This window comes from Pseudomonas sp. NFACC08-1, assembly GCF_900106735.1.
GTDB classification, from domain to species: domain Bacteria; phylum Pseudomonadota; class Gammaproteobacteria; order Pseudomonadales; family Pseudomonadaceae; genus Aquipseudomonas; species Aquipseudomonas fluorescens_Q.
Map to the genome: position 1 here is coordinate 732,492 of NZ_FNNL01000002.1, position 12,614 is coordinate 745,105.

The window sequence follows — 12,614 nt, forward strand, 5'->3', positions numbered from 1 at the left end:
ATGTTCACCTCTATGGGATTCGGACAGTGGATCAGGGTTGAGTCGAGGAGCGGCTAGGCCAGCCGACCCTCTTGCTGCAAAACGGTGCCGATGCGCTGGATTTCCTTCTCGCCTTTTTCCAGTGCGGCTTTGCTGGTGTGCACGGAGTAGTAGCCCATCACCAGGTCGTGGGGATGCTTGACTGCGGAGCCGAGCACGAAGGACGTTGCGCCTTGGGCAACCATGTCGATGGCCCCGCCGGATTCATCGAAGACCACCATTTCCCCGGCATTGACGGTGTCGCCAGCATCGAGACTGCCGTCGTTGACCGCCAGCCAGGCGACGGTGTGCCCGGCCGGTGGCGTGTAGCGCCAGTGCTCGTTGTCTTGCAACTGCACGGCGAGGTAATTCATGCCTGCTGGCGCCGCGACACTGCTGCGGGCGCTGCCGTATTGGCCGAGCAACACCAGCGCCGGACCTTCACGGGGGATCTCGGAGGGCGCCAGGTAGACGCTGCGGGCCGGGGCATTTTCTTCTGCCGCCGGCAGCGCAACCCAGAGCTGGAAGCCTTGGTTCGGCAAACCTGCGACGGGGCGGGCGGTGTGCCATACGCCGTTACCGGCTTGCATCCACTCCATGCCGCCGCTGGGCAGCGTGCCTGACTGGCCCGTGGTGTCTTCGTAGATCACCTGGCCCTCGATCATGTAGGTCAGCGTGGCAATACCGGAATGCGGGTGCATGCCGAAACCTCTGTGCAGGGCGTCGGCGTTGAAGGCGAAGTGATCGAGAAACACGAATGGCTTGCAGAGCTGGCCCAGGTCACCGGGACTCATGAGCCGGGTGATCGGCCCATGGCGGTTGCCGGAGGTGCGATGGACGATGGCGCGGGGCGGTGCTGCGACGATGCTGTTCATGGGGTGTCTCCAAGTCTTGGGCGTTGGGCCTCGATGCGAGAAGGATAAGTGCCTGCCAATAGATTGATTAGCCGATACAATCGGATTGAACTCATCCATAAAACGAAGGAATGTCAGTGCCATGCTCGATCTCAACGATGTTGCGCTGTTCGTTCAGGTGGTCCGCAGCGGCAGCTTCGCCGAAGCCGCCAGACGCTTGGGCATGCCTTCCAATACCGTCAGCCGACGGGTTCAGCAGTTGGAGGCCCAGCTTGAATCGCGACTTTTGCAGCGCTCGACCCGCAAACTCACGCTGACTCATGCGGGCCAGGGGTTTTATGAGCGCTGCGTGGATGCGGTGGACGGCCTGATGGATGCCGGACAGGCGCTGATGATGGGCAGCGAGGAACCCAGCGGCCTGGTGCGCATCGCGGCGATGGCGGATTTTTTCGATTTCTTCCCGATGCAATGGGTGGCCGACTTTTTAGCCGCGCATCCGCGAGTGCAACTTGATTTCGTGCTCAGCGACGCCCGGGTCGATCTGATTGCCGACCGCATCGACGTTGCCTTTCGCGGCGGTCCCTTGCAGGACTCGGGGTATGTCGGTCGCCAACTGCTCAAGAACGACGGTGACGGCATGGTCGCCAGCCCCGCGTACATTGCCGCGCGCGGCGCACCGCTTTCGTTGCAGGATCTGGCTCACCACGACGGCGTGAGTTTCGCTCATCCCGGCGGCATGACCCATTGGCGATTCGTTGGCCCGGACGGCATCGAGGAACAGGTGCAGATCGCCAGCCGATTCCACGCCAACACCGCCCAGGCGTTGCGCAGGGCGACCGTCGCAGGCCTTGGCATCGCCGTGTTGCCCGGGGCGCTGAGCAGCCTCGACCTGGAAGCCGGAAGGCTGGTGCGTGTCCTGCCACAATACCAACGCGTCGGCTTCGGTCTGAATGTGCTCTATCCGAGCCGGCGGCAGTTGCCGCTGGCGGTTTCGGCTTTCATCGGGTTGGTGATGGAGAAACTTGAGCTCAAGGCGTTTCCGGCGCGGATGCAGTGAGTGAGCCATCCAGGCCGGTGTCGTGGCGGGATAAGCCCGCTGTGCCGCACCTCAATACCGTGGCGAGGGAGCTTGCTCCCGCTGGCTGCGCAGCAGCCTACAAGCTGAACGCAATCAGCCTGACAGACCTTGGCGACGGGTTTGGGGCCGCTGCGCAACCCAGCGGGAGCAAGCTCCCTCGCCACAAAGGCATTCCCTCTCCAAGATGTGGATGTCAGGGGTGGCGCTACCGCGTGCATCGACCTTCTTGCCACACCGCTAAACCGCTCTTGTGGCGAGGGAGCTTGCTCCCGCTGGCTGCGCAGCAGCCTAAAAACTGGACGCAGTCCGCCTGACAGACCTTGGTGATAGGTTTGGGGCCGCTGCGCAGCCCAGCGGGAGCAAGCTCCCTCGCCACAGGTTCCGTGTGTCTCAGCTGCAAACAAGACTCGCCTTGTTCCTTTGGGTATCACGCCCGGGCAGTAGCCCATTTTTTTCCTTCCCAGCAACGATAAAAACCCTCGTTTCGCAAATTCCCGCCTGCCAACACAATCGCCTCGACACCTCATCTCGATAGCCGCAACCGCAGAACAACAAGAAAGCCGAACCCGAGGCGGCGCCATGCCCGCCTGAATCAAACCTATTGTCGGAAGTGCACAGACATGCCTGTTGAACCCCTACACATCGATACGCTCGTCATAGGCGCCGGCCAAGCCGGCATAGCCATGAGTGAGCACTTGAGCCGGCAAGGCGTACCGCATCTCGTGGTGGAGCGAAGCGGCATTGCCGAAGCTTGGCGCACATCACGTTGGGATTCGCTGGTCGCCAATGGCCCGGCCTGGCATGACCGTTTTCCGGGGTTGGAATTCGAGGGACTCGGTCCTGATGACTTCGCGACAAAGGACCAGGTGGCCGATTATTTCGAAGCCTATGCCAACAAGTTCAACGCACCGATCCGTACCGGCGTGGAGGTCAGGAAAGTCGAGCGCAATGTCGGCCGTCCGGGGTTCACCGTTGAAACCTCTGAAGGCTTGATCGAGGCGATCCATGTCGTCGTCGCCACCGGGCCCTTCCAGCGACCGGTGATTCCACCGATTGCACCCGATATGGCGACGGTTACCCAGTTGCACTCGGCCCAGTACCGCAATCCCCGGCAATTGCCCGAGGGGGCTGTGTTGGTGGTGGGCGCCGGGTCGTCGGGGGTGCAGATCGCCGATGAACTGCAGCGCGCCGGCAAACAGGTCTATCTCTCGGTGGGCGCCCACGATCGTCCGCCCCGGGCCTATCGCAACCGCGACTTCTGCTGGTGGCTAGGCGTGCTGGGCGAGTGGGACGCGGAGGCGGTCCAGCCGGGCAAGGAGCACGTCACTATCGCGGTGAGCGGTGCCCGTGGTGGCCATACCGTGGATTTTCGCCGGCTGGCCCAGGAGGGCATCACCCTGGTGGGGCTGACGAAATCGTTCAATGGCAGCGTGGTGACCTTTGAGCCGAATCTGGCCGAAAACATCGCCCGCGGCGACGAAAACTACCTGGCGCTGCTGGATGCCGCCGACGCCTACATCGCCCGCAACGGCCTGGACCTGCCGCTCGAACCTGAAGCTCGTCACCGGCTGCCTGATCCGCAATGCCTGACCCGGCCAATCCTGGAACTGGACCTGGTCGCCGCCGGCGTGACCAGTGTCATCTGGGCCACCGGCTACTCGGTGGATTACAGCTGGCTGAAGGTCGACGCCCTCGGCGCCAATGGCAAGCCTCGGCATCAGCGTGGCGTTTCCAGGGAACCGGGCCTGTATTTCGTCGGCTTGCCCTGGCTGTCGCGACGGGGCTCGGCGTTCATCTGGGGCGTCTGGCATGACGCCCGGCATATTGCCGACCACATCGTGAAGCAACGCATTTATCTCGCCTATCAGGATGCTGCCCAGCGCCAGGCGTCGGCACTCGACAGCGATTCACAGCGTTCGAAAACCAGTCTCACGGGAGTTCGTTGATGCCTACTCACACGCGTATTCGCATGTTCAATACCAAGGACACCTACCCGAACCAGACGCTGGACAACGATCTGTGCCAGGCCGTGCGCGCCGGCAACACCGTCTACGTGCGTGGTCAGGTCGGTACCGATTTCAATGGCCAACTGGTGGGCCTCGGCGATCCTCGCGCCCAGGCCGAACAGGCCATGCGCAACGTCAAGCAATTGCTGGAAGAGGCCGGCAGTGACCTGAGCCACATCGTCAAGACCACGACGTACCTGATCGACCCGCGTTATCGCGAGCCGGTGTACCAGGAGGTCGGCAAGTGGCTCAAGGGCGTGTTTCCGATCTCCACCGGCCTGGTGGTCAGTGCCCTGGGCCAGCCGCAGTGGCTGATGGAAATCGACGTGATTGCGGTGATCCCCGAATAAGGAGTGCGGCATGACTTTTTCCATCGTCGGGCGCTGCGCCGAAACTGGCCAGTTAGGCATCGCCATCAGCTCCTCGAGCATTGCCGTGGGTGCCCGTTGTCCCTGGTTGCGAGCCGGCGTCGGCGCGGTGTCGAGCCAGAACATTACGCTGCCGGCCCTGGGCCCGCAGGTTCTCGATGAATTGGCCAGCGGCCTGACCGCGCAAGCGGCGCTGGAGCGGACCCTGGCGCGCAACGGCTACGGCCAATACCGGCAGGTGGCGGTGATCGATGCCGAGGGCCGCACGGCGATTTTCAGCGGCGAGCATACCCTGGGCACCCACAACGCCGTGGCCGGTGAGCAATGCGTGGCGGCTGGCAATCTGTTGGCCAACGCTGCGGTGATCGAGGCCATGGTCACGACCTTCGAGCGGGGCGGTGGTTGTCTCGCGTCACGCCTGCTGAGCGCGCTGCAGGCCGGGCAGGCGGCCGGTGGCGAAGCCGGGGCGGTGCACTCGGCGGCGTTGTCGGTGGTGGATGACCTGACCTGGCCCATCGTCGATCTGCGGGTGGATTGGGCCGAGGAAAATCCCATCGGCGAGCTGGAGAAACTCTGGCTGGCCTATCAGCCACAACTGCTGGATTACCTGACCCGTGCCCTGGACCCGACAGCGGCGCCCAGCTATGGCGTGCCGGGCGATGAATGAGCTGCGCAGCCGGGAAATGCTCGCCAGCCTGGTGGGCTTTGCCACGGTCAGTCGCGATTCGAACCTGGCGCTGATCGAGTTCGTTCGCGATTACCTGCAAGGCTTGGGTGTGGCCTGCGAGCTGATTTACAACCCAGAGCGGACCAAGGCCAACCTGTTGGCGAGTATCGGTCCGGCGGTGTCCGGTGGCGTGGTCTTGTCCGGGCATACCGACGTGGTGCCGGTGGATGGCCAAGCCTGGACGGTCGATCCGTTTTGCCTGAGCGAGTTGGACGGCAAGCTGTTCGGGCGCGGCACGGCGGACATGAAGGGCTATCTGGCATCAGTGCTGGCAGCGGTGCCGACATTCCTCGCCAGCCCGCTTCGGCGACCGGTGCACCTGGCGTTTTCCTATGACGAAGAGGTGGGTTGCCTGGGCGTTCACAGCTTGCTGGAGGTGTTGGTTCGGCGAGTTCCGCAACCGGCCCTGTGCCTGATTGGCGAACCCACCCAACTCCGACCGGTGCTGGGGCACAAAGGCAAGCTGGCGATGCGTTGTCATGTGCGAGGGGCGGCCTGCCATTCGGCCTACGCCCCTTACGGGGTCAACGCCATCGAACAGGCGGCGCGCCTGATCGGGCGGTTGGGCGAGATCGGCGCGCAACTGGCCGAACCCTCGCGGCACGACCCGCGCTTCGACCCGGCGTTTTCCACGGTGCAGGTCGGGGTGGTCCACGGCGGCACGGCGCTGAACATCGTCCCGGCGGACTGTCGCTTCGATTTCGAGGTGCGCGCCTTGCCGGATTTCGATCCCCTCGTGGTGGTCGAGCAATTGCAAGGTTATGCCGAGCAGACCCTGCTGCCGGCCATGCAGGCGGTGGCGGGGGATACCGCAATCCGCTTCGAACCGTTGTCGGCCTACCCGGGCCTCGCCACTTCGCCGGACAGCGCGGCCGCCCGACTGGTTGCGCAACTGTGCGGCAGCGACGCGTTCGGCACCGTCGCCTTTGGCACCGAAGGCGGCCTGTTCCATCAGGCCGGGGTGCCGACGGTGGTCTGTGGCCCCGGCAGCATGGACCAGGGGCACAAGCCCGACGAATACGTGAGCGTTGAACAAATGGCCGCCTGCGACCGCTTGATGGATCGGCTGGCGAGCCATCTCTGTGAACCCAATGATTGCTGACCGCAAGGTGCCTGAGGAGGACGATTTCAAGGGAAGGAGATTCCTCGCGGTCAGCCAGGCGACACCCATGAACAGGCCGACAAGAGCCTTTGCTGTAGACCTTGCCGCCCGTATTTACGGTCACTTTTGAGTCCCGTCACCGGCTCGTGCGGGCGAGCCGGTATTTTCGAGGAACCGCTTCATGTCCAGATCCTTGCGTTGCAATATCGCGTGTGCATTGGCGTTGTTGAGTTCAAGCGTCATGGCCGCGCCCCAGAGCTTGACCGTGATTTCCTTCGGCGGCGCCACCAAGCAGGCCCAGGACAAGGCCTACTTCCAACCTTTCAACGCCAGCGGCGCGGGAAACATCGTGGCTGGCGAATACAACGGTGAATTGTCGAAGATCAAGGCCATGGTCGCCGCCGGCCACACCAGCTGGGACGTCGTCGAAGTGGAGAGCCCAGAGCTGTTGCGTGGTTGCGAGGAGGGGCTGTTCGAGAAGCTTGACCTGGGGCGCCTGGGCGACCCGGCGAACTATGTGCCGGGAGCACTCAATGAATGTGGGGTCGCCACCTACGTCTGGTCGATGGTCCTGGCTTATGACCAGAGCAAGCTCGCCAAGGCACCCAAGTCCTGGGCGGATTTCTGGAACGTTGCCGAGTACCCAGGCAAGCGCGGCCTGCGCAAGGGCGCCAAGTACACTTTGGAAATCGCCTTGCTGGCCGACGGGGTCAAGGCGCACGACGTGTACAAGGTGCTGAACACCCCGGAAGGCGTGTCCCGGGCATTCGCCAAGCTCGACCAGATCAAGCCGAACATCCAATGGTGGGAAGCCGGCGCGCAACCGGCGCAGTGGTTGGTGGCGGGGGACGTGGCGATGAGTGCGGCCTACAACGGACGCATCGCGTCGGCGCAGAAAGAAGGCATGAAGCTGAGCATCGTCTGGCCGCAGAGCCTCTACGACCCGGAGTACTGGGCCGTGGTCAAGGGCACGCCGAACAAGGCCCTGGCCGAGCAGTTCATTGCCTTTGCCAGCCAGCCGCAGACCCAGAAGGTGTTTTCGGAAAACATCCCTTATGGGCCGGTGCACCGCAAGACACTGGCGCTGTTGCCGACGGCGGTACAGGAACAGTTGCCCACCGCCGAGGCCAACCTGGCTGAAGCCCAAGCCGTGGACGCGGAGTTCTGGGTCGACCATGGCGAGGAACTGGAGCAACGCTTCAACGCCTGGGCCGCTCGCTAGAAACATCCCTTGTGGCGAGGGAGCTTGCTCCCGCTGGGCTGCGCAGCAGCCCCAACACCAGGCGCCTCGGTGTATCAGCCTGACCGCGTTCGGCTTGCATGGGGTCGCTGCGCAACCCAGCGGGAGCAAGCTCCCTCGCTACGGGGTTGGTGTTTTACTTACAGGCCGGGGCGGGCAGTTGTGCCTGGCCTGTCGTGGCTCAAGGCAGCCATTGCCTGAACTGTTCCTTGCAATAGTCGACAAACAACTGCGCCGGCTTGGTAAGGTGCGCGCGCTTGAGCCAGCCTGCCACCAGTGCCGAACCGGTCACGTCCTCGGCGATGTCGACGCACACCAGGTATTGCCCATCGTAGGTGCAGGTGGAGTGCGGGCGGGTCACCAGTACGGCAAAACCAAAGGACTGGCCGACCATGCCCCGCACCATCTCGATGGACGGCGAGCTGAAGACAATGTTGGGCGTCAGGCCCAGCTCCTCGAAGATGCTCACGAAATAAGTGCGACTGGGCTGCACATCCAGCAGGATCATCGGTTCGAGGGCCAGGTCGCGCAGCGATACCTGGGCCTGGTCGGCGAAGCGATGCCCCACCGGCAACAACGCGTAAGGGCGTTGCGGCGCCGTCAGTGCTTCGGTCTCGATGGTACTGTCGAGGTCGTGTTCATAAAAAATCGCCAGGTCGAAACGCCCCCCTGTGAGGCCTTGCACCAGCTCCTGTTGCTCGCCATCCTGCACGCGGATTTCCACCCCCGGGAAGCGCTCGCGAAAGCCCGCGATCAGCCGTGGCAGGTAGAGCGGAGCGACGGTTTCGAAGCAGCCGATGTCGATCTGCCCGCTGACCACATCGTTATCGGCCAGCGCGTTCTGCTCGAACTCCCGGGCCATGCGCAGCAGTTCCTGGGCCTTGCGATAGAAGCGCGCGCCGCCGGGCGTCAGCGATACTCCCTGGGCGTGATGACGAATGAGCAATTGCACACCGAAACTGTCTTCCAAGCCCTTGATGGCGGAGGCGATCGACGGTTGGGCGATGTACAGCTTGCGAGAGGCTTCGGCGACGCTGCCACATTCGACGGTGGTGACGAAGTACTTCAGCTGACGTAGGGAATAGGACGCCACGGCGCACCTCGATCCGGATGATTCTGCCTACCTTACCTTGTGCACGGAGGACGATGGGCGGGCATTGATGCGGATTTTGCTGGGCAGTGACGATATTCAGGCTGGCTTGGGGACGAGCGCCGGAAAAAACGCCTGCCCAAGGATCGTTGGCAGGCGTCGGGAAAGACCGGCGAAGACCCGAAGGATATCGACGGTGTGCCAGGTTATGTCGAACGGAGGGAACCTCACCGGAATGCTTAAATCGTTGCCCGCAATTCACGTGGCGACAGGCCATAGCGTGAGCGAAAGCGCACCGCAAAACGTGAGGCCGAGGCGTAACCGCAGGCTCCGGCAATTTCACCGATGGGACGAGACGTTGTTTGCAACCATTGCAACGCCGTCGCCAGTCGAACGCCTTCCAGGATGCTCCTGAAACTGTCCCCCTCATTCGCCAGTTGGCGGCGCAATGTCGACTCACCCAGGTTAAGTTGCTGTGCAACGCTCGCCACCGTCCAGTCTCTCTCCGGGCTGCCCATCACCATCTGCTGCACACGTTCGCAAATGGGATCGTTGCGCCCCATCAGCAAAGGTCCGATCTGGCCACCAAGGCACAGGCTCAGAAGAACCGCTTCCCCATAGAGCGTGCGTAATGCGTCCGGGGCGTTCGCATTGATGGAGGCCAACAGCTGATTCCATGCCTGTGTCGTGTGCCTGTCCAGAGGGACGCACAGATCGGTCTTCAGTGCACCGCGACGGCTCATGATCTGTTGGCTATATTGGCTGCTGAAGTTACGCAGTGTCGAGAGGGGAAAGGTGACCGCATCGGCGATGTAGTGACCGTGAGGGCCGGGGAAGTTCGAGATACCAAGCTCGCGTCCGGCCGGCATCAGAATCAGATGTTGCGGCCCCGCGCGCATCTCCCGGTCATCCCATTGCAACAGTTTTTCCCCCTGCCGCACTCGACACAGAGTGGTCGCGAACACCGGTACCCTTGACAAGCTAAGGGGCTGTCGCGCCTGTATGACACACGCATCGATAATGTTTTCCCGGTGCTGTATGCCGTCACAAGCGCGCATCGTTTTTAACGTCCGTAAGTTGAAGTGATCGTCGCTTTGGCCAGGACGTTGGCATTGAGCATGTATCCAACCAAGGCGCCACTGGCCTCACCGTCGAGGGGTAGCTTATCGACTTTCAATGCCCATACGGTGAATTGATAGCGATGGGGCTTATCCCCTACAGGTGGGCAAGCCCCGCCGAATCCTGGCTGGCCATAATCGGTTCGCCCTTGTACGGCACCGGCAGGCAGGTTCGCTCCCACTCCTCTTGGCAAGCTATTGGTAGAGGCGGGTAGGTTGACCACCGTCCAATGCCACCAACCGCTACCCGTCGGCGCATCGGGATCATAGACCGTGATCGCGTAACTTTTGGTCCCCGCGGGGGCGTTTGTCCAGGAAAGCTCAGGAGACGTGTTGCCACCTTCGCAACCGAAGCCCTGGAACACTTCGCGACTGGTCAGCGGACGGTTGTCAGCAATATCCCGGCTGGTCAGTGAGAAGTCGGCAGCGTATCCACTGAATGCTACGGCCATGGTGAGTGCAGGCAGGAGTGACCTGATTTTCATCGTGATTCCATCTGGGGCTTAAAAGTGAAGCTCGAGTCTAGGATGAACAAAGAGTGGTTACTGTGCCGAAACGCTCGGCCAAAGTGCCGAAATGCTCGATTGACTACTGACCTGTGTTAACCAGGCGCCATTCCAGCACCTGGGCCATTTGAAAGCGGACTCGGTGGCGATGCCGATATCCAGGGACATCTCGTTCATATTCGCTTCGCGCCGGGTGTTCGTGAGGGGAGGTCTGCAAGGTTATCAAGTGATCGTGCCCGTGGGTGCGGCTTCATGGGCTCGGATACCGAATATTTAGGTGCTATTGATATGCCATTAAGGTATTTAAATTAATATTCTTATAGCTTTAAAGTCGTTATCTTCAGTCTTTCACCTACTGTGAGGTTCACCAGACCATGGCTTTCAAGCGTCCTGCGCTCACCTTGTTGGTTTCCCTGGCGGCCACTGCGCTGCTCAATCCCTTGGCCCACGCCGAGGGCAAGATCAGCATCGCCCAGCAATTCGGTATCGGCTACCTGATCCTGGATGTGGTGCGTGACCAGCAGCTCATCGAGAAGCATGGCAAGGCCCAGGGCCTGGATATCAAAGTGGACTGGAACAGCATTTCCGGCGCGACGGCGATGAACGAGGCCTTGCTGACCGGCGCTCTGGATGTGGTGTCGGCAGGCGTTCCACCGATGCTGACGATCTGGGATCGGACCCGCGGCAAGCAGAACGTCAAGGCCATCGCCTCGCTGGGATCGATGCCCAACTACCTGTTGACCAACAACCCGAACGTGAAGAGCCTCAAGGACTTCACCGACAAGGACCGGATCGCTGTCCCGGCCGCAGGGGTCGGATTCCAGTCGCGCACGTTGCAGATCGAAACCGCCAAGGTGTTCGGCAACGATCACTTCAAGAAATTCGACGACATCTCGGTCAGCCTTCCGCACCCGGATGCGACGGCGGCGCTGATCGCCGGCCAGTCGGAGATCAATTCACACTTCTCCAGCCCACCGTTCCAGTACCAGGCACTGCAAAGCCCCAATGTGCACAAGGTGCTCAGTTCCTATGATGTGCTGGGCGGGCCCGCGACGTTCAACGTGCTCTACACCACGGAAAAATTCCACGACGAAAACCCCAAGACCTACAAGGCGTTCTACGATGCCCTGGTGGAGGCGCAAGGCATCATCAAGGCCGACAAGCCGGCCGCTGCCCAGACCTACATCCGCGTTGAACAGTCCAAGTTGCCGCTGGCGCTGGTGGAGAAAATCGTCACCGACCCCGAAATCGACTTCACCGTCGTTCCGCAACGCACCTACATCTATGCCGAAAAACTGCATGAACTGGGCGTGTTGAAAAACAAGGCTGACAGCTGGAAGGACTATTTCTTCGAAGAGGCCCATGCCGACGCCGGCAGCTGAATCCGGGCCGATTATCCGTTTTCGGCACAATTGCCCGACCGGCCCACGGGGCGGAATGGAACTTGCCTGAGCTTTGACCCGTAAGCCCTGGAATCATCAAAGGTCGGGTCAATGAACAACTCCAACATGGCGCAGCCAGCGGTCTCGTGGGACCTGTTGCCGACGCTGCCGATCAATCGGTTCCGCACCGCTGACATCGATGAGCACGCCCGCAACATGGGGGGTTGGCAGGTCTGCTATGACCAGTTGACCCCCGGGCGTTTCGACGGTGAGTTGATCGAGTTCCGCTCGGACTGGATGCAACTGGTGCGCGACCGCTCTAATCAGGCCATGACCAAGCAAGGCATGGCCTGGGAGGGCGCCATCACCTTCAGCGTGCCGCTGAGTGCCGATGGACCGGTCTTTTGCTCCGGGCACCCGATTGTCGAACCCAGCCTGTTGGTCGCCCGCGGCCAAAACCTGCCCGAGCTGCGCACCCCCCAGCATCTGGATCTGCTCGGTGTCGCCATCGACGAGCAGGCGTTGGAACATGTGCTGGAGCGCCAAGGCAGTCGCTTTCGAATTACCGATCTTCCCAAGTGTTACCGTCTTGGCAATTCGACGCTGCCCGCCGAGCTTGCGGCGTTGTTCGATGAGCTTGAAGGGGGCGAGCAGGGGCGTGATTCGTTGCTGGGGTACGAGTCGATTCGCCGGGGCCTGCGGGACACGGTGACGTTGCACATATTGGAACTGGTGGCGCCTGACGAAGCGCCGCCGCTCAGTCCCACGGCGCGCAAACGCATGGTCGACCGCGCCCGGGAATATGCCTTGACCCATGTCGATGAGCCGCTGTCGATCCTCGACCTGTGCAATCACATCGGTGCCAGCCGACGCAAACTGCAGTATTGCTTCCAGGAGACCCTGGGCATCAATCCGGTGGCTTATCTGCGGGCGTTGCGCCTCAATGCGGTGCGCCGTGAGCTGCGCAATGGCGATCAGGCGCTGGGTGTGCAGGAGGTGGCAGCGCGCTGGGGGTTCTGGCATTTGAGTCGGTTTTCCAGTGATTACCGGACCCTGTTCGGCGAAACCCCATCACACACGTTGCGCCGCACGCATCTGTGCTGAAAACGGATAACGGCTGACCGG

12 protein-coding genes are annotated in these 12,614 nt (G+C 61.9%); 8 read left to right on the plus strand and 4 right to left on the minus strand.

Annotated features, from left to right (window positions below; genetic code table 11):
- Nucleotides 1-53: 53 nt before the first annotated feature.
- A complete protein-coding gene (locus tag BLU76_RS06815; RefSeq protein WP_092141322.1) occupies nucleotides 54-893 on the minus strand; it encodes a pirin family protein in 840 nt (279 codons plus the stop codon).
- A 121-nt stretch (nucleotides 894-1,014) separates the two neighbouring features.
- Here BLU76_RS06815 and BLU76_RS06820 point away from each other — a divergent pair, with 121 nt between their 5' ends.
- From BLU76_RS06820 to BLU76_RS06845, 6 genes are all read left to right on the plus strand, one after another.
- The gene (locus tag BLU76_RS06820; RefSeq protein ID WP_092141319.1) at nucleotides 1,015-1,929 is read left to right on the plus strand and encodes a LysR family transcriptional regulator; all 915 of its coding nucleotides are present in this window, start codon (nucleotides 1,015-1,017) and stop codon (nucleotides 1,927-1,929) included.
- A gap of 641 nt (nucleotides 1,930-2,570) precedes the next feature.
- Nucleotides 2,571-3,896, plus strand: a complete 1,326-nt coding sequence (locus BLU76_RS06825; RefSeq protein WP_092141316.1) for a flavin-containing monooxygenase — start codon at nucleotides 2,571-2,573, stop codon at nucleotides 3,894-3,896.
- Nucleotides 3,896-4,306: a RidA family protein gene (locus tag BLU76_RS06830; protein ID WP_003201555.1), complete on the plus strand. Its 411-nt coding sequence runs from the start codon at nucleotides 3,896-3,898 to the stop codon at nucleotides 4,304-4,306. Before BLU76_RS06825 ends, BLU76_RS06830 begins: the two co-directional genes overlap by 1 nt.
- Nucleotides 4,307-4,316: 10 nt before the next feature.
- Nucleotides 4,317-4,991 carry a DUF1028 domain-containing protein gene (locus BLU76_RS06835; RefSeq protein WP_092141313.1) on the plus strand — a complete coding sequence of 225 codons (675 nt, stop codon included), beginning with the start codon at nucleotides 4,317-4,319 and terminating at the stop codon, nucleotides 4,989-4,991.
- Entirely contained in the window at nucleotides 4,984-6,153 is a 1,170-nt protein-coding gene (gene argE / locus BLU76_RS06840) for an acetylornithine deacetylase (RefSeq protein ID WP_092141310.1), read from the plus strand. Before BLU76_RS06835 ends, argE begins: the two co-directional genes overlap by 8 nt.
- A gap of 241 nt (nucleotides 6,154-6,394) precedes the next feature.
- Entirely contained in the window at nucleotides 6,395-7,375 is a 981-nt protein-coding gene (locus tag BLU76_RS06845; protein ID WP_371856933.1) for an ABC transporter substrate-binding protein, read from the plus strand.
- Between the two features lie 199 nt (nucleotides 7,376-7,574).
- On the opposite strand, the gene BLU76_RS06850 is transcribed toward BLU76_RS06845, so the two are convergent.
- The 3 genes from BLU76_RS06850 to BLU76_RS06860 all read right to left on the minus strand — a co-directional run bounded on the left by BLU76_RS06850 (nucleotide 7,575) and on the right by BLU76_RS06860 (nucleotide 10,086).
- The gene (locus BLU76_RS06850; RefSeq protein ID WP_092141305.1) at nucleotides 7,575-8,486 is read right to left on the minus strand and encodes a LysR family transcriptional regulator; all 912 of its coding nucleotides are present in this window, start codon (nucleotides 8,484-8,486) and stop codon (nucleotides 7,575-7,577) included.
- A gap of 236 nt (nucleotides 8,487-8,722) precedes the next feature.
- Nucleotides 8,723-9,541, minus strand: coding sequence for a helix-turn-helix transcriptional regulator (locus BLU76_RS06855; RefSeq protein WP_092141303.1), 819 nt, complete (start codon nucleotides 9,539-9,541; stop codon nucleotides 8,723-8,725).
- Between the two features lie 5 nt (nucleotides 9,542-9,546).
- Nucleotides 9,547-10,086, minus strand: a complete 540-nt coding sequence (locus tag BLU76_RS06860; protein ID WP_092141300.1) for a kinase inhibitor — start codon at nucleotides 10,084-10,086, stop codon at nucleotides 9,547-9,549.
- Between the two features lie 395 nt (nucleotides 10,087-10,481).
- On the opposite strand from BLU76_RS06860, the gene BLU76_RS06865 reads away from it, so the two are divergent.
- Together BLU76_RS06865 and BLU76_RS06870 are read left to right on the plus strand one after the other, a co-directional pair.
- Nucleotides 10,482-11,489 carry an ABC transporter substrate-binding protein gene (locus tag BLU76_RS06865; protein ID WP_092141298.1) on the plus strand — a complete coding sequence of 336 codons (1,008 nt, stop codon included), beginning with the start codon at nucleotides 10,482-10,484 and terminating at the stop codon, nucleotides 11,487-11,489.
- A gap of 111 nt (nucleotides 11,490-11,600) precedes the next feature.
- Nucleotides 11,601-12,593: a helix-turn-helix domain-containing protein gene (locus tag BLU76_RS06870; protein ID WP_092141292.1), complete on the plus strand. Its 993-nt coding sequence runs from the start codon at nucleotides 11,601-11,603 to the stop codon at nucleotides 12,591-12,593.
- The last annotated feature ends 21 nt before the right edge of the window (nucleotides 12,594-12,614 follow it).

Excerpts from the sequence above, each read along its gene's own strand:
- BLU76_RS06815 (WP_092141322.1), bottom strand. The coding sequence starts at position 893 with ATGAACAGCATCGTCGCAGCACCGCCCCGCGCCATCGTCCATCGCACC.
- BLU76_RS06820 (WP_092141319.1), top strand. The coding sequence starts at position 1,015 with ATGCTCGATCTCAACGATGTTGCGCTGTTCGTTCAGGTGGTCCGCAGC.
- BLU76_RS06825 (WP_092141316.1), top strand. The coding sequence starts at position 2,571 with ATGCCTGTTGAACCCCTACACATCGATACGCTCGTCATAGGCGCCGGC.
- BLU76_RS06830 (WP_003201555.1), top strand. The coding sequence starts at position 3,896 with ATGCCTACTCACACGCGTATTCGCATGTTCAATACCAAGGACACCTAC.
- BLU76_RS06835 (WP_092141313.1), top strand. The coding sequence starts at position 4,317 with ATGACTTTTTCCATCGTCGGGCGCTGCGCCGAAACTGGCCAGTTAGGC.
- argE (WP_092141310.1), top strand. The coding sequence starts at position 4,984 with ATGAATGAGCTGCGCAGCCGGGAAATGCTCGCCAGCCTGGTGGGCTTT.
- BLU76_RS06845 (WP_371856933.1), top strand. The coding sequence starts at position 6,395 with ATGGCCGCGCCCCAGAGCTTGACCGTGATTTCCTTCGGCGGCGCCACC.
- BLU76_RS06855 (WP_092141303.1), bottom strand. The coding sequence starts at position 9,541 with ATGCGCGCTTGTGACGGCATACAGCACCGGGAAAACATTATCGATGCG.
- BLU76_RS06860 (WP_092141300.1), bottom strand. The coding sequence starts at position 10,086 with ATGAAAATCAGGTCACTCCTGCCTGCACTCACCATGGCCGTAGCATTC.
- BLU76_RS06865 (WP_092141298.1), top strand. The coding sequence starts at position 10,482 with ATGGCTTTCAAGCGTCCTGCGCTCACCTTGTTGGTTTCCCTGGCGGCC.
- BLU76_RS06870 (WP_092141292.1), top strand. The coding sequence starts at position 11,601 with ATGAACAACTCCAACATGGCGCAGCCAGCGGTCTCGTGGGACCTGTTG.